General features: G+C 61.8%; 16 protein-coding genes. 11 read left to right on the top strand and 5 right to left on the bottom strand.

All coding sequences use genetic code 11. The features are described from left to right. Positions 1-313 precede the first annotated feature (313 nt). The 7 genes from ACM6HV_RS17395 (at position 314) to ACM6HV_RS17365 (ending at position 7,361) form a co-directional block, all read left to right on the top strand. Positions 314-1,240 (top strand): glutamate/aspartate ABC transporter substrate-binding protein, encoded by a 927-nt coding sequence (locus ACM6HV_RS17395; RefSeq protein WP_145594695.1) that lies wholly within the window; start codon positions 314-316, stop codon positions 1,238-1,240. 191 nt (positions 1,241-1,431) lie between these two features. Further along, positions 1,432-2,178: an amino acid ABC transporter permease gene (locus tag ACM6HV_RS17390; RefSeq protein ID WP_041068336.1), complete on the top strand. Its 747-nt coding sequence runs from the start codon at positions 1,432-1,434 to the stop codon at positions 2,176-2,178. Further along, entirely contained in the window at positions 2,178-2,849 is a 672-nt protein-coding gene (locus ACM6HV_RS17385; RefSeq protein ID WP_041068335.1) for an amino acid ABC transporter permease, read from the top strand. The genes ACM6HV_RS17390 and ACM6HV_RS17385 overlap by 1 nt, the downstream gene beginning before the upstream one ends. Continuing rightward, on the top strand, positions 2,846-3,580 hold the full coding sequence (locus tag ACM6HV_RS17380; protein ID WP_042560754.1) for an amino acid ABC transporter ATP-binding protein: 735 nt from the start codon (positions 2,846-2,848) through the stop codon (positions 3,578-3,580). Before ACM6HV_RS17385 ends, ACM6HV_RS17380 begins: the two co-directional genes overlap by 4 nt. 216 nt (positions 3,581-3,796) lie before the next feature. Then, positions 3,797-5,698, top strand: a complete 1,902-nt coding sequence (locus ACM6HV_RS17375; RefSeq protein WP_414904852.1) for a sensor histidine kinase — start codon at positions 3,797-3,799, stop codon at positions 5,696-5,698. Beyond that, positions 5,695-7,023, top strand: coding sequence for a sigma-54-dependent transcriptional regulator (locus tag ACM6HV_RS17370; RefSeq protein ID WP_145594698.1), 1,329 nt, complete (start codon positions 5,695-5,697; stop codon positions 7,021-7,023). Before ACM6HV_RS17375 ends, ACM6HV_RS17370 begins: the two co-directional genes overlap by 4 nt. A gap of 8 nt (positions 7,024-7,031) precedes the next feature. Further along, entirely contained in the window at positions 7,032-7,361 is a 330-nt protein-coding gene (locus tag ACM6HV_RS17365; RefSeq protein ID WP_414904996.1) for a GlpM family protein, read from the top strand. 91 nt (positions 7,362-7,452) lie between these two features. Here ACM6HV_RS17365 and ACM6HV_RS17360 read toward each other — a convergent pair whose 3' ends face one another. Further along, complete coding sequence (locus ACM6HV_RS17360; protein ID WP_414904851.1) at positions 7,453-8,472, bottom strand: alpha/beta fold hydrolase; 1,020 nt, start codon at positions 8,470-8,472, stop codon at positions 7,453-7,455. Positions 8,473-8,739: 267 nt separating this feature from the next. Between ACM6HV_RS17360 and ACM6HV_RS17355 the strand changes: the two genes are divergently transcribed. After that, positions 8,740-13,905: a dermonecrotic toxin domain-containing protein gene (locus ACM6HV_RS17355; protein WP_414904850.1), complete on the top strand. Its 5,166-nt coding sequence runs from the start codon at positions 8,740-8,742 to the stop codon at positions 13,903-13,905. A gap of 120 nt (positions 13,906-14,025) precedes the next feature. Further along, complete coding sequence (gene metR / locus ACM6HV_RS17350; protein WP_047296309.1) at positions 14,026-14,943, top strand: transcriptional regulator MetR; 918 nt, start codon at positions 14,026-14,028, stop codon at positions 14,941-14,943. A gap of 36 nt (positions 14,944-14,979) precedes the next feature. Here the strand turns inward: metR and ACM6HV_RS17345 are convergent, their stop codons facing one another. The 4 genes from ACM6HV_RS17345 to ACM6HV_RS17330 form a co-directional block, all read right to left on the bottom strand. After that, on the bottom strand, positions 14,980-15,477 hold the full coding sequence (locus ACM6HV_RS17345; protein ID WP_414904849.1) for a GNAT family N-acetyltransferase: 498 nt from the start codon (positions 15,475-15,477) through the stop codon (positions 14,980-14,982). Between the two features lie 2 nt (positions 15,478-15,479). Continuing rightward, the gene (locus tag ACM6HV_RS17340) at positions 15,480-16,118 is read right to left on the bottom strand and encodes a LysE family translocator (RefSeq protein WP_414904848.1); all 639 of its coding nucleotides are present in this window, start codon (positions 16,116-16,118) and stop codon (positions 15,480-15,482) included. Between the two features lie 24 nt (positions 16,119-16,142). Further along, on the bottom strand, positions 16,143-16,577 hold the full coding sequence (locus tag ACM6HV_RS17335; protein WP_145594710.1) for an NUDIX hydrolase: 435 nt from the start codon (positions 16,575-16,577) through the stop codon (positions 16,143-16,145). A 67-nt stretch (positions 16,578-16,644) separates the two neighbouring features. Then, positions 16,645-18,006, bottom strand: coding sequence for an HD domain-containing phosphohydrolase (locus tag ACM6HV_RS17330; protein ID WP_145594712.1), 1,362 nt, complete (start codon positions 18,004-18,006; stop codon positions 16,645-16,647). Between the two features lie 249 nt (positions 18,007-18,255). Between ACM6HV_RS17330 and ACM6HV_RS17325 the strand changes: the two genes are divergently transcribed. Both ACM6HV_RS17325 and ACM6HV_RS17320 read left to right on the top strand, forming a co-directional pair. Then, on the top strand, positions 18,256-20,511 hold the full coding sequence (locus ACM6HV_RS17325; RefSeq protein ID WP_414904847.1) for an EAL domain-containing protein: 2,256 nt from the start codon (positions 18,256-18,258) through the stop codon (positions 20,509-20,511). Next, the gene (locus ACM6HV_RS17320; protein ID WP_145594716.1) at positions 20,511-22,382 is read left to right on the top strand and encodes an EAL domain-containing protein; all 1,872 of its coding nucleotides are present in this window, start codon (positions 20,511-20,513) and stop codon (positions 22,380-22,382) included. Before ACM6HV_RS17325 ends, ACM6HV_RS17320 begins: the two co-directional genes overlap by 1 nt. Positions 22,383-22,413: the final 31 nt, after the last annotated feature.

The raw sequence follows: 22,413 nt of genomic DNA, 5'->3' as shown, positions 1-22,413 counted from the left end.
AGCGGGAGCAAGCTCCCTCGCCACAAAGGTCGCGCTGCCGAAAACAACCGACGATAGATCGTTCGGCTTTCCGAACGCGACCTCCCGGTCGATTCGGATAACCGGATCAATTCCAGCAAAAAACACCACCCAAAAACTTTAATTTCCTTATTAATCAATCAGTTGATCCACCGCAACTGGTCTGGCACGACTCATGCTCTACACTCTCTCGACGAATGCCTGCCGTGCCAACACTTCAGGAGCCGTCAGGCATTCGAAGCACAAAAGGGCCGACGAACTGGCTCCATAAAAAAAACAATTCGAGGAAAATTTGATGCGCATCGTTCCCCCTATCCTGGGCGCAGCCATTGCGGCCGCTCTGATCAGCACACCAGTTTTCGCCGCCGAACTCACCGGCACCCTGAAGAAAATCAACGATTCCGGCACCATCACCCTCGCTCACCGCGACAGCTCCATCCCGTTTTCCTACATCGCGGATGCTTCCGGCAAGCCAGTGGGCTACTCCCACGACATTCAAGTGGCCATCGTTGAAGCCCTGAAAAAAGACCTGAACAAGCCAGACCTGCAGGTCAAGTACAACCTGGTGACCTCGCAAACCCGTATCCCGCTGATCCAGAACGGCACCGCGGATATCGAGTGCGGCTCGACCACCAACAACGCCGAACGCGCCCAACAGGTCGACTTCACCGTCAACATCTTCGAAATCGGCACCCGTCTGCTGGTCAAGAAAGACAAGGACGGCAACCCGTCCTACAAAGACTTCGCCGACCTCAAGGGCAAAAACGTCGTGACCACCGCTGGCACCACGTCCGAGCGCATCATCAAAGCGATGAACGCCGACAAGCAGATGGGCATGAACATCATCTCCGCCAAGGACCACGGTGAATCCTTCAACATGCTGGAAAGCGGCCGCGCCGTTGCCTTCATGATGGACGACGCCCTGCTGGCCGGTGAAGAAGCCAAGGCCAAGAAGCCGGCCGACTGGATCATCACCGGTACGCCGCAGTCGTTCGAAGCCTACGCATGCATGGTTCGCAAGGACGACCCGGCCTTCAAGAAGGCTGTGGATGACGCCATCGTCGGCCTGTTCAAGTCCGGCGAGATCAACAAGATCTACAGCAAGTGGTTCGAGAGCCCGATTCCACCAAAAGGCCTGAACCTTAACTTCCCGATGAGCGACAAGGTGAAAGAGCTGATCGCCAATCCGAGCGACAAGCCTGCGCCTGACGTAAAAATCTGATTCCTGACTAACCTGTCGTCTGAGGGAGCAACTTCCCTCAGACGTCTGTTACTACCTGCTGGCTTTACTGTGGAACACTCGACCAGGCGGTTTCCGAGCCGATCGCGTGTGCCCGACGTTCAACGTCGGACGGGAAAGGATCTTCCCCAAGCGGGTGCTTGTACATCGATCGATTTCGAGGGGAGACCCTAATGAATTACAACTGGGACTGGGGCGTGTTCTTCAAGTCCACCGGCGTGGGCAGCGAGACGTATCTCGACTGGTTCATCTCCGGTCTGGGCTGGACCATCGCCATCGCCGTCGTGGCCTGGATCATCGCTTTGCTGCTGGGCTCCATTCTGGGGGTCATGCGCACCGTGCCGAGCCGTCTCGTGTCGGGCATCGCGACGTGCTACGTCGAGCTGTTTCGCAACGTGCCGCTGCTGGTTCAGCTGTTCATCTGGTACTTCCTGGTGCCCGACCTGCTGCCGCAAAACCTGCAGGACTGGTACAAACAGGATCTGAACCCGACCACCTCGGCCTACCTGAGCGTCGTCGTGTGCCTGGGCCTGTTCACCGCCGCCCGGGTCTGCGAGCAAGTGCGCACCGGTATCCAGGCGCTGCCACGGGGCCAGGAATCCGCCGCCCGCGCCATGGGTTTCAAGCTGCCGCAGATCTACTGGAACGTGCTGCTGCCCCAGGCCTACCGCATCATCATTCCGCCGCTGACCTCGGAATTCCTCAACGTCTTCAAGAACTCCTCCGTGGCGTCCCTGATCGGCCTGATGGAACTGCTGGCGCAAACCAAACAGACCGCCGAATTCTCGGCCAACCTGTTTGAAGCGTTCACCCTGGCCACGCTGATCTACTTCACCCTGAACATGAGCCTGATGCTGCTGATGCGCATGGTCGAGAAGAAAGTCGCGGTGCCCGGCCTGATCTCCGTGGGGGGTAAATAATGGACTTCGATTTCAGCGGCATCATCCCCGCGATCCCGGGCCTGTGGAACGGCATGCTCATGACCTTGAAGCTGATGGTCATGGGCGTGGTCGGCGGCATCGTGCTCGGTACGATCCTCGCGCTGATGCGCCTGTCGTCCAGCAAACTGCTGTCCCGCGTGGCCGGCGCCTATGTGAACTATTTCCGCTCGATCCCGCTGCTGCTGGTGATCACCTGGTTCTACCTGGCGGTACCGTTCGTGCTGCGCTGGATCACCGGCGAAGACACCCCGATCGGCGCGTTCACGTCCTGCGTCGTGGCCTTCATGATGTTCGAAGCCGCGTACTTCTGTGAAATCGTCCGTGCCGGCGTGCAGTCGATCCCCAAAGGCCAGATGGCCGCCGCGCAGGCGATGGGCATGACCTATGGCCAGACCATGCGTCTGATCATCCTGCCCCAGGCGTTCCGCAAGATGACCCCGTTGCTGCTGCAACAGTCGATCATCCTGTTCCAGGACACCTCGCTGGTCTACACCGTGGGCCTGGTGGATTTCCTCAACTCCGCCCGCTCCAGCGGCGACATCATCGGTCGTTCCAACGAGTTCCTGATCTTTGCCGGTGTCGTTTACTTCATCATCAGCTTTTCCGCCTCGCTGCTGGTCAAGCGTCTGCAAAAAAGGTTTGCCGTATGATCTCCATCAAGAACATCAACAAGTGGTATGGCGACTTCCAGGTGCTGACTGATTGCAGCACCGAGGTCAAGAAAGGCGAAGTGATCGTGGTCTGCGGCCCATCGGGCTCGGGCAAGTCGACCCTGATCAAATGCGTCAACGCGCTGGAGCCGTTCCAGAAGGGCGACATCGTCGTCGATGGCACCTCGATTGCCGACCCGAAGACCAACCTGCCGAAACTGCGCTCGCGCGTCGGCATGGTGTTCCAGCATTTCGAACTGTTCCCGCACCTGACCATCACCGAAAACCTGACCATTGCGCAGATCAAGGTATTGGGCCGCAGCAAGGAAGAAGCGACCAAAAAAGGTCTGCAACTGCTGGAACGCGTTGGCCTGTCGGCGCATGCCCACAAGCACCCGGGGCAACTGTCCGGCGGTCAGCAGCAGCGTGTGGCGATCGCCCGCGCGCTGGCGATGGACCCGATCGTCATGCTGTTCGACGAACCGACCTCGGCGCTCGATCCGGAAATGGTCAACGAAGTGCTCGACGTGATGGTGCAACTGGCCCAGGAAGGCATGACCATGATGTGCGTAACCCACGAAATGGGTTTCGCCCGCAAAGTGGCTGACCGGGTGATCTTCATGGACGCCGGCAAGATCATCGAAGACTGCCCGAAAGAGGAGTTCTTCGGCGACATCAGCGCCCGCTCCGAACGCGCGCAGCATTTCCTCGAGAAAATCCTGCAGCACTAAAAGCAACACACTGAACGCTGTGGCGAGGGAGCTTTGTGGCGAGGGGATTTATCCCCGATGGGCCGCGAAGCGACCCCAGCATTTCAAAATCAAACCGCATCTGCCGGTTTGACGACTGCTTTGCAGCCGATCGGGGATAAATCCCCTCGCCACAGGTTCCGCGCTCGAACAAACCAGGATGCTGTTAGCCATGCTGGTTGACCCAAGGCAACTGTGATGAAATGCGACCCCAATCTCTATCGCGCAGCGCCGCCATCACTTGCCGTGAAGCCTCGTCTGATTCGCCATCTGTTTCTGCCGCCGCTGATCATCGTGCTGATGATCGGACTGGGTTACGCCGGTTTCTGGACCAGTGAACATTTCGGCATCCGCAGCCTCAGCGAAAACGGCCAGCGTCAGCTTGAACTGCACGCGCGCACCGTCGAAAGCGAGATCAGCAAATACACCTACCTGCCCAGCCTGCTGGAACTGGAAACCAGCGTCCCGCAATTGCTGGCCGACCCGACCCCGGAACACCGGCAAACGGTCAATGCTTACCTTGAAGGCCTGAACCGGCGCAGCCGCAGTCGGGCCATCTATGTCATGGACACCACCGGCCGCGTGATGGCCACCAGCAACTGGCGCGACGTCGACAGCTACCTCGGTGAAGACCTGTCGTTCCGCGCCTATTTCCAGAAAGCCGTGCGCGGCGAGCCCGGACGTTTCTACGGCATCGGCAGCACCAGCGGCGAACCCGGTTATTACCTGGCCCACGGCTTGGAAGAGCACGGCAAGATCATTGGCGTCGCCGTGGTCAAAGTGCGTCTCGAAGCCCTGGAAGAACGCTGGCAGCGCGCCCGTCTGGAAGCCTTCGTCAGCGACGAGAACGGCATCATCATTCTTTCCAGCGATCCGGCGCGGCGCCTGAAATCGGTGGTTCCGCTGAGCGATGAAACCAAAGAGAAGCTCGCCCGCAGCCTGCAATATTACTGGTTCCCGCTCAACGAATTGCAACCACTGGCCCGCGAAACCCTGGCCGAAGGCGTGGAGAAACTGACCTTCCCTGCCAACAGCGAAGTGAGCGCCGATGACGACAGCATCAGCTATCTGGCCCAGACCCGGCCACTGAGCGACACACCGTGGAATTTCACTTTGCTCACGCCGTTGCAGGACCTGCGCCGCGAAGCGATCAACCAAGGCATTCTGGTGGCCGTGGCGTTCGCTCTGGTGGCGTTTCTGCTGATTGCCTGGAACGAGCGGCGCAAGGTCATCGCCACCCGCCTCGCCGCCCGCGAAGCCTTGCAGGAAGCCAACAGTCAACTCGAACGGCGGATCACCGAACGCACCGGCGACCTGCGCGCCAGCAACGAGCGCCTCAAGAGCCAGATCCGCGAACGACGGCAAGCCGAAGAAACCCTGCGCCGCGCTCAGGACGAACTGGTGCAGGCCGGCAAACTCGCGGCCATCGGCCAGATGTCGACCAGCATCGCCCACGAATTGAACCAGCCGCTGGCGGCGATGCGCACCCTGTCCGGCAACACCATTCGGTTCCTCGAACGCGGCCAGCTCGACGTCGCCAGCACCAACCTCAAGACCATCAATGACCTGATCGACCGCATGGGCCGGATCACTGCCAGTTTGCGCTCGTTCGCCCGACGCGGGGACGACAAGGGCCAGGCCAGTCTCGGCAAAGCGGTGGACGCCGCGCTGCAGGTGCTGGGTGCCAGGGTCGAGAGCGCGTCACTGCAACTGCATCGGCAATTCATCGACGTGCAAGTGCAGATCGACCAGACCCGCCTCGAACAGATTCTGGTCAACCTGGTCGGCAATGCCCTCGACGCCATGCAGGCGCAGCCGCAGCCGGAACTGTGGCTGGAGGGTGAAGAGTTCAACGGCAAATATCGTCTGCGGGTGCGCGACAACGGCCACGGCGTCGATGCCGAGGCGCGCAAGCATCTGTTCGAGCCGTTCTTCACCACCAAACCCGGCGAACAGGGCCTGGGCCTCGGCCTGACCCTCTCCGCCAGCCTCGCTGCCGCCACCGGCGGGCACCTGGGTGTCGAACATCCGGCCAGCGGTGGCACCACCTTCGTCCTCAGTTTACCGTTGGTAAGCCCTACTCCTGCCGAGCCAATATGAACAACGACCTTAGTGTGCTGATCGTCGAAGACGACCCCCATGTGCTGCTCGGCTGCCAGCAGGCACTGACCCTGGAAGACATTCCCTGCATCGGTGTCGGCAGTGCCGAAGAAGCACTGGAGCAGGTTGGCGACAACTTCGCCGGCATCGTCATCAGCGACATCCGCCTGCCGGGCATCGATGGCCTGGAACTGCTGACCCGCCTCAAGCAACGCGACCGCAGTCTGCCGGTGGTGCTGATCACCGGTCATGGTGACATCTCAATGGCGGTCGGTGCGATGCAGAAAGGCGCCTACGATTTCATGGAGAAACCGTTCTCGCCGGAGCGTCTGGTCGACGTCGCCCGCCGCGCACTGGAGCAACGCAGCCTCGCCCGCGAAGTCTCGTCGCTGCGTCGGCAACTGGCCGAACGCGACTCCCTCGAAGGCCGGATCATCGGTCGTTCCCCCGCGATGCAGAACCTGCGTGAACTGATCGCCAACGTCGCCGACACCTCGGCCAACGTGCTGATCGAAGGTGAGACCGGCACCGGCAAGGAACTGGTCGCGCGCTGCCTGCACGATTTCAGCCGCCGCCACACCAAGCAATTCGTCGCGCTGAACTGTGGCGGCCTGCCGGAGAACCTGTTCGAAAGCGAGATCTTCGGCCACGAGGCCAACGCCTTCACCGGTGCCGGCAAACGGCGTATCGGCAAGATCGAACACGCCGACGGCGGCACGCTGTTCCTCGATGAAGTGGAAAGCATGCCGCTGCCGTTGCAGATCAAACTGCTGCGTGTATTGCAGGAACGCACCCTCGAACGCCTCGGCTCGAACCAGAGCGTGGCGGTGGATTGCCGGGTGATCGCCGCGACCAAATCCGACCTCGACGAAGCGAGCAAGGCCGGCGAGTTTCGCAGCGACTTGTACTACCGCCTCAACGTGGTGACGCTGGAACTGCCGCCGCTGCGCGAGCGCCGTGAGGACATCCTGCAACTGTTCGAACACTTCACCCAGCAGTCGGCGCTGCGTTTCGACCGCACGTTGCCCGAGCTGGACAACCAGACCCTGTCGAACCTGATGAGCCACGACTGGCCGGGCAACGTGCGCGAACTGCGTAACGTCGCCGAGCGCTTTGCCCTCGGCCTGCCGGCGTTCAAGAAGTCCGGCGCCAGCAGCGGCGGTCAGGGGCTGGCGTTCGCCGAAGCGGTGGAAGCCTTCGAGCGCAACCTGCTCAACGATGCCTTGCAACGCAGCGGCGGCAACCTGACTCAAGCCAGTCTGGAGCTGGGCATGGCCAAGACCACACTGTTCGACAAAGTGAAAAAATACGGGTTGAGCCACTGATGGATCTGATTCTCAAAGCCGCCCTCGGCGCAGCAGTGGTGGTGATTCTCGCCGCGCTGTCGAAGACCCGAAACTATTACATCGCCGGTCTGGTGCCGCTGTTTCCGACCTTCGCGCTGATTGCCCACTACATCGTCGGCAAGGGCCGTTCGGTCGATGATCTGAAGGCGACCATCGTCTTCGGCATGTGGTCGATCATTCCGTACTTCATCTATCTGGCGACGCTGTACGTGATGGTTGACCGCATGCGCCTGGAGACGTCACTGGCGGTGGCGGTGGTCGCGTGGTTGATCGCGGCGACCGTGCTGGTCTCGGTGTGGGTACGCGTGCATAGCTGATCACAGCCCGCGCCCACAAGGAAACCGCATAGCAAATGTGGAAGCGGGCTTGCTCGCGAAGAGGCCCGAATCAACCCCCTTAAAACCTCAGCTACAGGAGGTTGCCGCTTGCCACCGGCTCGATCTGCGCCCAGTGCGACGCGTCTTCACGATGCGCTTGCAAATACGGCAACACCGCCGCCAGCAACGGCGCCTTGAACGCCTCTTGAAAACGGTGGGCCAGCCCCGGAATCAGCTTCAACTGACTGCCACGGATGTGCGCCGCCAGGTGCACGCCGTGCATCACCGGCAACAGCGGATCGGCCGTGCCGTGCACCACCAGGGTCGGCACCCGCAGTTGATTGAGCAAGGTGACCCGGCTCGGCTCGGCGAGGATCGCCATGATCTGGCGCTTCACACCTTCCGGGTTGAACGCCCGGTCGTAGGCCACCGCTGCCTGATGCAGCAACGCCTGCCGGTCATCAGCAACCGCCGGGCTACCGAGCGCCGCCAGCAGATCGGCCTGTTGCTCCAGCGCCACTTCGCGATTCGGTGCGCCGCGCCGTGCCAGCAATTGCACCAGCGCCGCACTCGGCGCCGGCAAACCTTCGGCGCCGGAACTGGTCATGATCAGCGTCAGACTCTCCACCCTTTGCGGAGCCATCGCCGCCAGATGCTGGGCGATCATCCCGCCCATGCTGGCGCCCAGTACGTGAAACTGGTCGATGTGCAGCGCGTCCATCAACCCCAGCGCATCGTCGGCCATGTCGGTCAGCGAGTACGGCGCCGACACCGGCAAGCCTAGCTTGTAGCGCAGCACTTCAAAGGTCAGGTTGGCGTCGGCCGGGGCCTGCCGCCAGGTCGACAGACCGACATCGCGGTTGTCATAGCGGATCACCCGAAAACCCTGCTGACACAGCGCAACCACCACCTCGTCCGGCCAGTGAATCAACTGGCCGCCCAAACCCATGACCAGCAACAACGCCGGATCCGAAGCACGGCCGATGCTCTGGTACGCCAGGCTCACCTGGGCCAGATCGACTCGTTCGGTCGGTACATTGACGTCGCAACGCGAAGCCGCCATCGACGGCAGGCCGAACAACAGCGCGGCCAACAGAAAAAATAAACGCATGAAAAAACACCGAAACGCAGAACCCCAGTAGAGCGCGAGTCTGATGAAGTTTGTTCAAGCGCGCTGCCACAGTTGCGTGACAGTTTGATGAAGTTTGCCGAGCGGTCATTCTCCGACAACGAATCAGGCCGGAACGGTCTGTACATCCTCTGCAACAAAACCACGACCCAGCGATAACCATGTACCGCATGGGCTTGTGACAGCGCGCCTCTAATAGGCATGAAAACCGGAATCACCCGGTCTGCATGCCCTCTGGAGCCCTGTCGCATGACCCATTCGCCTCCCCTTGTAACAGCCGACTTCGGCCTTGATCAGCGGCTACAGCCCAACGTGGATCAACATCTGCACCTGTTGGCCACGGCTCGTCTGAACCACTGTCACCAGCAATGGCTGGACCTCATGGCCCAGCATCCCGGGCAACCCGAAAGCGCCTGGTGGGATGCCCGCGCGCCCGGCACTGCGCTGTCACGACGCGAGCATGCCTTGAGTCTCTATCAGCAGCACTTTGAGGCCGCGCTTCAATGGGCGGCTGCCGAAGGCAAGCTCGACACCTCACAACGCCACAGGCTTGAGCAGCTTCTCACCCCGTCGAGCCAGGTCGCGGCGGATCTGCGGGTCGCGCAACCGGTACTCAATCGTCTCGATAACCGTCGGCTGCGCCTGTACGGCACGTTGCTGCTCCAGCTGGAGGAAACGCTGCTGCTTTACCTGCCCGCACACCCACAACCGTTGCTCCGCTTCGAAAAACAGGCCGACCTTGAGCGCTGGCTGACGGATCAGCAACCGGAGCGACTGCAAGTCTCCTCGCTGGACTTCATCGAATTCGGCAGTGATCCGCTCAAGCGCGGCGTTGAACCGCTGCTGTCGAGTTCGCCCGTCACTGGCGACAACGGGATCGCACTCGACAAGTTTTTCCCGATCACGCCCGCTCTGTCGCAAAGTGCCGGGCCAAGCGTCGATGAGGTCGCGCCCTTCGGTTTGCTGATGGCCGACATTCCCCTGGATCTGCGCCGGCAGACGCTGGCGCTTGAACAGCGCGCGCTTGACCGCTTGTTTGGTGACGCCGAGCCGAACAGTCCGCAACGTCAACAACTGGCACAACGACTCGTCGCCTTGAGCGAGGCTCAGCAGGCCAGTCATGACGCGGCATCGGCCCTGCTCGACAGCCACAATCCGCTGACCATGCTCGAGTTACGCCGCCGCTCAAACGAGCATTACCAGGCCCTGCTGCAGGCGCGTATCGCAGGGCTGCGCGCGGAGGTCGAACTGCAACGGACGCTGGAGCAACTGTCCGTCGCCGAACATCGGCGAGTCATCGCAATGCTGGACGCACCGGGACACCACCTGCCGCCAACGGACGGGGTCATCGCCTGCATATCCTTGGCAACGACAGACGACAACATCACCGTCGTCGAGGAGCTGCCAGGTGTACTGATCATCGCCCCCCCCGCAGCGCTGGCCCCCGGCTCCACCGACAGCCTGCTGCTTTACTGGCCCGGCGAGTTTGGCGGCCTGCAACGTTTTGCTTCGCGTGCGGCACTGGAGCAGAACGTGTTCAAACGCTCGCCCCAGGACGGCGGACTGACCCTGCACCTGACACCACTGACCGATGACCCGCTCGCCTGGTCACTCGATCAGCAGCTCTATCAATGCGAACAACAGGCCGCGCAGATCCTGCGCGACAACCCGCTGCCCGGCCGAGCCGGCGAGCGCCAGGCCGAGATGGAAAAGTTGCGCGAACAACACTTGCCACGCCTGACCGTGCCGATCGCGCAGGCTCGCGAACAGGCATTTGCCGAACGCCAGACGCAAGACCGCAGTGCCGCGCTGGCCGGCAGCCTGCCCGAGTGGTTCGACAACCTCGACGCGGCGCGTCGTACCACGATCAAAGCGCTGATCAGCCACTACCTCGGCGCCATGCATCGCGCCCATGCGCTGCTCGAACGGGAGCTGCCGTCGCGTCAGGCGTTCGCCGAAAAACGCATCGAAGCCCGCTTGCGCGCGGACTTCGCACTCAAACAAAGCGTGAGCGTGGGCCTCGATCTGCCCGATTCGACGGTCTGGCAAAAAACCGTGATGGAAGGGGCTGCGCCTGGCACGCCGCAACGCAATGTCCTGACACCGAGCGACAAGCGCAGCGTTCTCGCCCTCGAACAACTGGCACAGCACAACATCGATCAGGCCATGTGGTGGCGCCTGTCATTCATGCAGGCCAGGATCCGTGCCGAGGACGAAACCGATCGGCAGCGCGTCGAAGCCGGGCTCAACCCGGACTACTTGCGCAAACTGGTGACAGAGCTGGATCTGCCCGGACGTTACGAAGAACAGATTCGCCAGGTGTTTTTCGGCGCGCCGGCAGAGCCTGCGTTTCAGCAGGCCTGGCGCCGCGAATGCCTGAGCGAGCCGTGGCGGCTGATGCTCAGGTTGCAAGGTGAATTCGCCCTGCTGCAACGGCACATCGACAGTGCCGGCCATGCCGTACTGAAGGTCGCCATCGATGCGACTTCACCCCAGGCGTATGCCGTTGATGGGAAGCGCATCGCGCTGCTGCCGGTGCACCTGACGGTTGGTGGAGAGGACACCGCGCATCAGGGACCGAGCACGCTCGCCGGGCTGACGTTCATTGTCGAACAGAACAGTGGCCTGACCCTGCTCTACCTGCCCGACAGCACCGACGCCATCTTCCTGCGGCAGTACCCGACGCTGGAACAGGCGCGAATGGATCTGTTCAGGCGTTGTATGGACAGCAAAATGTTCAATTACCTGGCCGGACGCGCCGTGGGCGGCGATTTTGCCAGCCATGTCAGCCGTATCAATCAGGCGCAATTGCGCAATTTCGACGCTCTGATCGGCGTCGGAATGGCCTGGCCGGCGACCACATCGCTGGCCATTCATCTATTGAACGTGCACATGGGTCGATTGCTGGAAGCCCATCGCAGCAGTTCGCGTTCCAACGATGCGTTGTATCTGGAACGCTGTGCACTGAAATCCGGGGCGTTGTTCAACTATCTGAAAATGGCCATCGGCATGGTGCCGTTCGTGGGGGCGGCAGTGGCCCTGTATGACGCCTGGAACAGCGCCAATCTGGCCGTCGCGGCGTTCTTGCGCGGCGAGCTCGGGCATGGTCTGGCGGAGGTGGAGGCAGTGCTGCTGTCACTGATCGACGCGGCAATGGATGTGCTGCCCGGAACCGTCTCGGCCCCCGCAGCAGCACGTCTGGCCACCCGTCAGCGGCAACGCGCGGCCCTGGGCGGATTCGCCACCATGTCGTCGTCCTGGCAACGGGCCCGGCAGTCGCTCGACCGCTTCAAGGGTTACGAGTACGAATTCGACATTTCCCTGGCCGGCCTGCATCCGGCCACCCACGGTGTCTATCGCAACGTCTACCGTCACGCCGATGGCGATTTCATCGTTCGTCAGGGCCGCATTTATCGGGTTCAGCTCAGCGATGCACCGCGTGGCTGGAGGCTTTACGGCACATGGATGCGCGGCTACAAACAACCGATCGCCCTCGACGACAGCGGCCAGTGGAACACCCACTATGCGGTGCACGGCACGGTAATGGACGGTGGCGGTCCTGGCGGCGGCGCAGTGCTCGGACATCTGGTCGACGGCCTGGATCCGCTATGGCCTGCGCCGATCCGCCAGTGGCTACCGCGCTGGTGGACCGATCGGCAATTGCGCCGGCAAATGACCCTGACCAACACCGCCGACAACTACACCCGGCGCCTCGATGCTCAGACCCGCGCCACCAACCAGTTGCTGGAAAACTATCAGAACCTCGATATTGCCCAGCGCAGGCCCCTGCAGACAGCCGTTGACGCAGCATGCCTGAATGACATCGACGTCGCGATCGCCCAATACGACAACCTTGTCGAATTGCTGCCCCTGAGCCACGGCCGCAAACGTCTGCAGATTGAAGCCATCCAGAGCCGCTGCGCCTGGATCGTGGTCGACCGCGCCGTGCAGCGCGTCACCGTCGCCCGCGACCGCTTGCTGGAACACCTGAACCGGATCGACGCACTGGTCGCCGAGTCCGATGCCGTGCCCTTCGACCACACCAGCGTCCATATCACACTCATGGCTCGGCGCAAGCGGGCGCGCGAGGATTTCCTCAAGGAGTTCGATCAACTGCATGCGATCACCGAGCAGGCCAGACTGTGGAACAACCGCATCAGCAACCGCGCGCAGAAAGCCCGGATGGCGAAAGACATGGCCGCTATCAACCGCGACCTGGGAGACCACACGCATCACTACCTGAGAACTGCGCATCTGCTGGAAATCATTGCCCGCTACGATGCGGTCACTGACCTGTCCTGGGCGTATTTCCATACCCAGTTCAAAGACGCCCGGACCAAGGTCGGGCGCGCATTGCTGACCCAGCATCACCTGCCAGAGGTCAGCGCCAGCCTGGTCCAGCGCAATCGGGTCCTTGAGGACTGCCTGCAGATCTATGCCGATTTCCGTCGTCAGCTGAACGCCTGGACACTGGGTTATGCACAGCATCTGGATCTGGAACAGGTCGGGCTGTTCCTCGAGGGGCTGACCCAGGTCGAAGCGCAGGCGCGGCATGCGATCAGACAACGTGCGCCAATCAAGCCGAAAGAGCCTGGCGGCAAGCAACTGTTCGAAACCGAGGACAACCAGTTGCTGATCGGCACGGAAAGCATCGACGCCGGCACCCGGGAAAAACGCATCACCATTGAAGGCATCGACGGATTCCGCGAAACCTGGCTGCCGCGCTCCAGTGGCAAATACCATCTGCAAGTGCGCACCGCCCCCACGCCAGCAACGTTGCCAACTGATGTTCAGCCACTGCTGGTCGAAGCGCGCAAACGTCTGGCAGCTGTTCCGGCTTACAGCAACAAGGTGCAGGGCTATGCCCGCCAGGACATGCTGCCGGTGGATCTGGAACACATGCTCAGCAGCGAAGCGACCGAACTGAGCACCCGTGCCCAGGCCATCGAGCGACTGTCGCCGACCGAACCGGTGGTGCTGCAACTGCACGACAAGGCCCGCGAACTGCGCCGTACCGGGCGTACGCTGCGCATTGATCAGTCACTGCGCAGCAAGACGCCCACTGAAGGCTATCTGGATTATCTGCTGCAACAGCAAGTGGTGGATATCCGCCGCGAAGGTCCGCTGCGGGCACTGGGCAAAAGGGCTGATGGACGCAAGGATTTCCTTCAGGAATACGCCGTGCGCGACCTCACCTCCACGCCGCCGCGCACGCTGTGGTACGCGCATTTTCACTACACCTCGGACAAGGTGCCGTTTGCTGACTTCGTCAAGGCGCACCTGAAATTGCCGGAGCAACGCAACCTCGGCCTGCAATGGCAGCAGGTTCAGGCCGCCAGCGGTGCACAGGTCGAGGCGATCTGGCGCGGCGATATCGGTAAACCGCTGGGTATCCGGCATTTCGCAGACCTCTAGGGCGAAAAGAAGCGGGGCATGGCGATGCCCCGCTTCTGCTCGAGTGGTCGACAGCACTGTCAACATGAGACAAACTCACCGTCTTCGAATTTGTCACAAGTTTTCCTCATGGGGCCAGCCGTGCTTGAAATCCGTCATTTGAAAACCCTGCATGCCCTGCGCGAGGCCGACAGTCTGGTCGATGCCGCCGACCGCCTGCACCTGACCCAATCGGCGCTGTCGCACCAGTTCAAGGAACTGGAGGAGCGCATGGGTATGCCGTTGTTCGTGCGTAAAACCAAACCGGTGCGTTTCACCAGCGCCGGCCTGCGCCTGTTGCAACTGGCCGACGCGACCCTGCCGCTGTTGCGCGCCGCCGAGCGCGACATCAGTCGTCTGGCCGGCGGTACCGCTGGACGCCTGCACATGGCGATCGAATGCCACAGCTGTTTCCAGTGGCTGATGCCGACCATCGACCAGTTCCGTGACGCCTGGCCGGAAGTCGAACTCGACCTCGCCTCGGGTTTCGCCTTTGCCCCGCTGCCGGCGCTGGCCCGCGGTGACCTGGATCTGGTGGTGACTTCCGATCCGCTGGACATCGCCGGCATCACCTACGTGCCGCTGTTCACTTACGAAGCGATGCTCGCAGTGGCGAACCAGCATCCACTGGCGAGCAAACCGTACATCGTCCCCGAGGACCTGCTGACTGAAACGCTGATCACCTACCCGGTGGAGCGCGACCGGCTGGACATCTTCACCCGCTTCCTCGAACCGGCCGACATCGAACCGGCGCAGGTTCGCACCTCTGAGCTGTCGGTGATGATGATGCAACTGGTCGCCAGCGGCCGTGGCGTGTGCGGCATGCCGCACTGGGCACTGCACGAATACAGCTCGCGCGGCTATGTAAAAGCCAAGCGCCTGGGCGAAAAAGGCCTGTTTGCCACACTGTACGCCGCGATCCGTGCGGACATGCTGGATGCACCGTACATGCGCGATTTCCTGCTGACCGCCAAGGACACCTCGTTCTCGACGCTGGATGGTGTTAGCGCGGTGCGTTGATTCACATCCTCTTGTGGAAGCCGGTTCAGTGTGGCATCAGAGTTCGCGCCACATGTGAATCTTGTCGAAGTAGTCTTCACCCACCCGCACCGCCAATGGCTCAAGGCCGAACTGGATGAAGCCGCAACGCTGGTACAGGTTGAACGCGGCGTCGTTGCCGGCGGTGACGGTGAGCTGGATGACTTTCAGTTCGGGATGGGTTTGGGCTTCAGCGATGGCAGCCTCGGCCAACTGATGGCCCAGGCCGTGCTGGCGAAAATCGGCTGAGACGTACAGGCCGAACAAGGTCGACTTGTGGCGGGCCTTCTCTCGCGGTTCGAACGCCAGGCCGACGATGCCGGCCAGTGTGCCTGCCTCGAACGCACCGAGCACCACATCCAGCTTGCTGGTCAGCCGCGCTTCCCACCAGCTCAGCGGCATCACCGCGCGCTCGCGCACGCTGGAGGTGAAGGCCTGCGGATGGCGGTCGTAGGCTTCGAGCATCAGCTCGCGGTAAGCCAGCGCATGACTGGCGTCGAGGCGTTCGATCCACATGCTCAGGCGGTCCTGCGTTGTTCAAGCATCAGGCGCACCGCCAGACCGGCGAGTACAAACCCCATGAAGTAACGCTGCAGCGCCAGCCATGTCGGGTTGCGCACGAACCAGGAAGCAATGTGTGCCGCGAACAGCGCGATCAGCAGATTGACGCTGAAACTGACGCTGATCTGGGTCAGGCCGAGGAGGATGCTCTGGGTGAATACCGAGCCGTGTTCGGGGCTGATGAATTGTGGAAACACCGAGAGGTAGAACACCGCAATCTTCGGGTTCAACGCACTGGTGAGAAAGCCCATGGTGATCAGTTTGCGCGACGAGTCCGGGGGCAATTGCTGCGCCTCGAACGGCGAACGCGCACCGGGTTTGAGCGCTTGCCAGGCCAGCCACAGCAAATACAGCGCACCGGCCCACTTCAGTACCTCGTAGGCCATCGGCACCGCCAGAAACACCGCGCTCAAACCGGCAGCCGCGGCAAACATATGCACGAAGAAGCCACCCACCACACCGAGCAACGAGGTGACCCCGGCCTTGCGTCCCTGACAGATCGAACGCGAGATCAGGTAAATCATGTTCGGCCCCGGCGTCAGTACCATCAACAACGCGGCGGCGGCGAAGATCAACAGGTCTTGAAGCGGGATCATGGTGGACATCCTGTGCGTGGGGGATCAGGCGATCGCGGTCAGCGAGTGGCGATAAAACGGCAGGATCAGGTCGCGTGTCAATGGCGCCAGAACGACAGCAGGATCACTGACCGGATCGATCCAGATTACTTCCTCGATTTCGGCAGCGGGCGTCACATCGGCATCGATGGTCAGTTGAAAGATCTCCGCCTGCACCACAAACCCCGGCTCGTTGGCGGCGGGCGCCGAGAACTGGCCGAGAAAAGACGCCTGCGCCGGATCGATCGTCAGCCCCAGCTCTTCTTCCAGCTCGCGGGCCAGCGCGTGCACCGGCCACTCATGCGCCTCGATCTTGCCGCCCGGTTGCATGAACGCCGTGGTGCCACGCTTGCGCACCAGCAGGGTCTGGCCTTGGGGGTTGAGCAACAGCGCAGCGGCAATACGAATGAGGTTTGGAGCGACAACGGATGCAGAGGTCATGGGTCAGCCACCGGCCTGGAAAAAGCGCAAGGATCCCATGCCCGGGCTGATCACGTCACCTCACAGGTCACTCTCCCAACGCCTTGAGCGCAGTTTCATCCGCCTCCGGCAGCTTGACGAAAATCTGGTACTTGCCGCCCTCCATGGCTTCAAAGGCAATCAGCTTTTCCACCAACAGCGCGCTGAGCACTTTGCCGGCGTTGAGCAGCAACATGCCGTTATCGGCATTGAGATTGCGCGCCAGAATCATCCCCGCCGCCAGGTCCCGGGTGGTCAGGACCTTGACCGTCGGGTCGGCCAGGGTGATGTCGCCCAGAAATGCCGCGCACACCTGAATGAAATCTTCGATCAGTTGCGGGTCATACAAACGCCCGGCGTACTGCCGCAGGTACAGCAGCGCTTCGTCACTGTTCAAATGCCGTTCGAGGATCAGACCGCGCTGCAATTCGACGAAATCCACCGCCAGTTTCAGCAGGCGCGAACCGAACGGAATGGCCTCGCCCTTGAGCCGGTCGGGAAAGCCGCTGCCGTCCCAGCGTTCCTGGTGATGCAGGATCAGGCGGGCCGCGTCCTTCATCGGGTCCAGCGTCATCAGCAGCGATTCGCTCTGCTTGGGGTAGCTGCGATAACGCTCGCGATCGGTGTGACGCAGCAGATCCGAAGGCGTGGTCATCATGCCGTCGGTCCAGCTCAGTTTGCCGACGTTGTACAGCGCGGCGGCCATGGTCAGGTCGCGGCTGGTGGCCTCGTCCAGAGCATGCTGTTTGCAGTAGCTGCGCACCAGTTCGATGATCTGCCGATTGGTCTGCTTGGCAGGCGGCAGACGCAGATTGGCCAGCAGCGAAAACACTTCGGTGCCGGTGACGTAACTGTGTTTGAGCTCTTCGTACGCCAGATCGAGCATGTCGGCGGTCTGCTGCAGTTCGGCGGTACGCGCCGCGACATGCTTTTCCAGGGTGCTGTTGAGCAGTTTGAGCTGGTCGTTCTGCACCTGGGTCAGGCGCTCCAGACGCTGACGCTCCTGCTCGGAATGCTGATGGTCGAGCGCTTGGCGCAGGATCAGCAGCAACTCCTCGTCATTCCACGGTTTGCTGATGTAGCGATGAATCTGCCCGTCGTTGATCGCCTTGATGATGGCCGATGGGTCGGCATAGCCGGTCAGCATGATGCGCACGGTCGCCGGATAGCGTTGACGGACATGCGCCAGTAACGAGGCGCCATCCATGTTCGGCATGCGCGCATCGCTCATCACCAGATCCACTGGCTGCTGCTCCAGCATCTCCAGCGCCTGGGCACCGCTGGTCGCCAACAGGACGTCATAAGGTTGCCCCCGCAACAGGCGGCGCAGGCTGTTGAGGATCGATTCCTCATCATCGACCAGCAGCACCGTGGGGCGATGCGACGGCATCGGCGCGGATTGCTCTTGCATGGCATGGCCTCACGCGAAACAGAGTTAACGACACACCGACCGACCGCCCCACTGGCCCGCGCCTGAGTCCAAGGCTAGATGATTTTTCAGTGCATTCACGTAAATCTTCGTCCGGCGTCGCCAGCGCAGTACCGAGGGGCCGACTATGCTGTACACGGCAAAGAACTCCATCGGCTTACAAAACAGGCAATGGCGAGGGAAAAGGATGCCCCGGATGATCACAACACGCCTTCCCGAGGAGGGCGCGGCATGAACCCGCCCACCGCGCCGATCAATCGCCGCGTGCTCATTGTCGACGACAGTCCGGCGATCCATGACGACTTTGCCAAGATTCTCAGCCCCGTCGTTCCCGGCGACGATGGCCTGGGCGAAACCGAGAACCTGTTGTTCGGCACCCCGTCTGTCCGGCACACCCCACACTTCGAGCTGGATTCGGCCTTTCAGGGCCACGAAGCCCTGGAAAAACTCGAAGCCGCGCTGGCTGAAAACCGCCCCTACGCCATGGCCTTCATCGACATGCGCATGCCGCCAGGCTGGGATGGCCTGGAGACCATCGAACGGCTGTGGCAAGTCGACCCCAAACTGCAAGTCGCACTGTGCACGGCTTATTCCGACTACTCCTGGGAAGACATCGACCAACGCCTGGCACTGAACGACCGGCTCCTGATTCTGAAAAAGCCTTTCGACGCAATCGAGATTCGGCAGATGGCCAGCGCCCTCACGGTCAAATGGCAAATGACCGAAGACGCCGAGCTGAAAATGAGCCTGCTGGAGCACGCGGTGCAGGAGCGGACCCGGGAGCTGTCGGACGCCAACGTGATCGTGCAGAACAGCCCGACCATCCTTTACCGCTTGCGTGGTGAGCCCTCGTTCGCGTTGATGTACATCTCCCACAACATCACCCGCTACGGCCATGTCGCCGCCGACCTGGTGGGTTCGCCCGACTGGGCGAAGGTCCTGATTCACCCGGACGATCAGGCCAGCGTCGACGCGGCAATGGCCCGGGTACTGGATCGGCATGCGTCGGGCGCGTCCATCGAATTCCGCATGCGCACCGGCCAGGGCACTTGGCGCTGGGTGGAGAACCGCTACATCCCGGTACGCGATCAGGACGGCCGTCTGCTGGAAGTCGAAGGCATCATCCTCGACATCACTGAACGTCGCCAGGCCGAGGACAAACTGGCCTTGCTCGCCCGCTCCGATGGCCTGACGGGCCTGGCCAATCGCGCCACACTGATCGAACGCCTGCACCAGGCGTTTGCCGCTGCGCGACGCGGCGCAATGCCGTTTGCGGTGTTTTACCTGGATCTGGACCACTTCAAGCGGATCAATGACACGCTGGGCCACCCGGTTGGCGATCTGCTGCTGCAGGAGGTCGCCCGGCGCATCAAGTCCGGTGTCCGCGAAAGCGACGTGGTGGCGCGTCTGGGTGGCGATGAATTCGCGATCCTGCAACTGGACGTCAGTGACCCGACCCAGTCGGCGGCGATGGCCGCCAACATCCGCGACGCGTTGCTGGCGCCGTATAACCTGGCCGGCAATGCACTGCACATTTCGGTGAGCATTGGCATCAGCAGTTACAGCGAGCTCAGTCTCGACGCCGACAGCCTGCTCGGGCAGGCCGACATGGCGCTGTACCGCGCCAAGGAAATGGGCCGCAACCAGTATCACTTCCACTCCGAGGACATCTCTCGGGAAGTGGCCGAGCGCATGACCCTGGTCAGCGAATTGATGACCGCCCTTGAAGGCAATCAACTGCGGCTGCATTACGCACCGGAAGTTGATCTGCACAGCGGCAGGATTCTGGGTATGGAGGCACAAGTCCTCTGGCAGCATCCCCGGCGCGGCCTGCTGCCGGCAGCGGACTTTGTGCCGATCGCGGAGAAAACCGGCGCAATCATTCCGCTCGGACGCTGGGTGCTGGATCACGCCTGCCATCAGATGCATCTGTGGCGTAATCAAGGGGTGGCGCCGCCCGTGATGGCGATCAAGATTTCCCTGGCGCAACTCAAAAGCGGCCCGGAACTGATCTACACCGTGCTGCGCACCACCGCCCGCTGGGAGCTCGCCCCCTGGGACCTGCGCTTCGATGTCACCGAGGCCACGCTGGCCCAGACCAAGTGGACGCACAACGACGCGTTGCCGCGCCTGCGTGAACTGGGCGTGACCATCGCCATCGATGATTTCGGCACCGAATATTCCTCGTTCGATTACCTGAAAACCTACCGGGTCAATCAGCTCAAACTGGCCCAGAGCGTCATCGACAATGCCGCTCACGATGTGGCCGGCGCCAACGCCTTGCGCGCCATCGTCAACTTCGCCCGGGACCTGGACATCGGCATCATCGCTGAATGCCAGCCGTCGCCGGATCAGCCGTGCGCGCCACCTGCCGCAGCCCCGCTGCCCAGCGCGCGCGGGCTGTATTTCAGCGCGGCGGTCAGCGCCGAACAGGCCGGGCGATTGCTCAAGGACAGTGCTCACCCGGCACCGAAGGAGGACGAGTGATGAAAACGCCGTTCCCCCAGACCAACCGGCGCATCCTGATCATCGACGACACGCCGGCGATTCACGACGACTTTCGCAAGATCCTTGCCCCACAGGTTCAGGACGCCGTCGATCTGAATCAACTGGAACAGACGCTGTTCGGCACCCAGCAGACGCCGCACCTGAGCTTCCAGCTCGATTCCGCTTATCAGGGCCAGGAAGCTCTGGCTCTGGTCAAACAATCGCTGGTCAGCGGCAACCCGTATGCCCTCGCCTTCATCGACATGCGCATGCCGCCCGGCTGGGATGGCCTGGAGACCATCGAACAATTATGGCGGGTCGATCCGAACCTGCAGATTGCCTTGTGCACCGCGTACAGCGACTACAGCTGGGAGGCGATGGCCGAACGGCTGGAGTTCGGCGACCAGTTGCTGATCCTGAAAAAACCGTTCGACAGCCTGGAAATCCGCCAGATGGCCAACGCCTTGACCTGGAAGTGGCAGTTGGCGCAGGACGCGGCCCTGAAAATGCTCAGCCTTGAGCAGACCATCGAGGCGCGGGTGCACGAATTGCTCAAAGTCTCGCATCTGCTGCAATACGACAGCCTCACGGAGCTGCCCAACAGCACCCTGCTGGGCGATCGCCTGAGCCAGGCCATCGCCGTATGCCGGCGCCATGACAAGCAACTGGTGGTGATGTTCCTCGGTCTGGATCGCTTCAAGCGCATCAACAATGCACTGGGCCATCCGGCGGGCGACGAGATGCTCAAACGGGTCGCCCGGCAATTGTTGTCCTGCGTACGTGATTCCGACTCGGTGTTTCGTTATGGCTCGGACGAGTTCGTGGTGATCCTTGGCGACATCAACCATCCCCAGCAAACCCACGGCCTCGCGGAAAAACTCCTGGCCGCCATTCGCCTGCCACAAGCGATTGCCGGGCATGACGTCAGCGTCACCGCCAGCGTTGGCATCAGCGTCTATCCCGAAGATGGCCTCGAAGCCATCGAGTTGATCAAGAAAGCCGAGACGGCGATGCGCAACGTCAAGGAGCACGGCCCTGACAGCATTGGCTTCTTCATCGAAGCCATGAACCAGCACGCCCGGGAACAGCACAGCATCGAATCAGGCATCCGCCGCGCGCTGCATGAGCACGAATTCGTCTTGCACTACCAACCGAAAATCGACCTGCGCACGGCCACAGTGGTCGGTGCCGAAGCGCTGATACGCTGGCAGAAACCGGGACACGGCTGGGTCTATCCGTCGGACTTCATCCCGGTGGCCGAGGACAGCGGTCTGATCGTGCCGCTGAGCAAATGGGTGCTGGCTGAGGCCTGCCGTCAGACCCGCGACTGGCAAGTCGCCGGACTGCCGCCGATCCGCATGTCGGTCAACACTTCGCCGATCGATTTTCGCCAGCGTGACTTCGTCGCCGGCATCGAGCGCGTGCTTGAGCAGACGGGCCTGGCCCCGGACTGCCTGGAGCTGGAAATCACCGAAGGCGTGCTGATGCAAAACGTCGAGGCGACGATGACCGCGCTCAAGCGCCTGACAACGCTGGGCACGCGCCTGGCCATCGATGACTTCGGCACCGGCTATTCCAGCCTGAGTTACCTGCGGCGGTTTCCCATCGATGTGCTGAAGATCGACCAGTCGTTCATTCGCAACCTGTGCAACGACCCCAACGATGCCGCACTGGTGAGCGCCATCATCCATCTGGGCAAGAGTCTGGGGCTGAACGTCATTGCCGAGGGTATTGAAACCGCCGAACAACTGGCCTTTCTCAAGGCGCATCACTGCGAGGAAGGCCAGGGCTACTTTTTCAGCAAGGCCCTGCCGGCAGACGCGTTTGCACGCTTGCTGGCCGGCAGCGAACCCATGCCGTGGACGATTTGATCAACACGCTGAAAACGGTCCTGAGTCAGGG

Source organism: Pseudomonas sp. IT-P260 (assembly GCF_949768395.1).
Taxonomy (GTDB): Bacteria; Pseudomonadota; Gammaproteobacteria; order Pseudomonadales; family Pseudomonadaceae; genus Aquipseudomonas; species Aquipseudomonas parakoreensis.
Note: the sequence above shows the minus strand (reverse complement) of the source record. Positions and strands in the feature narration are given on the sequence as shown.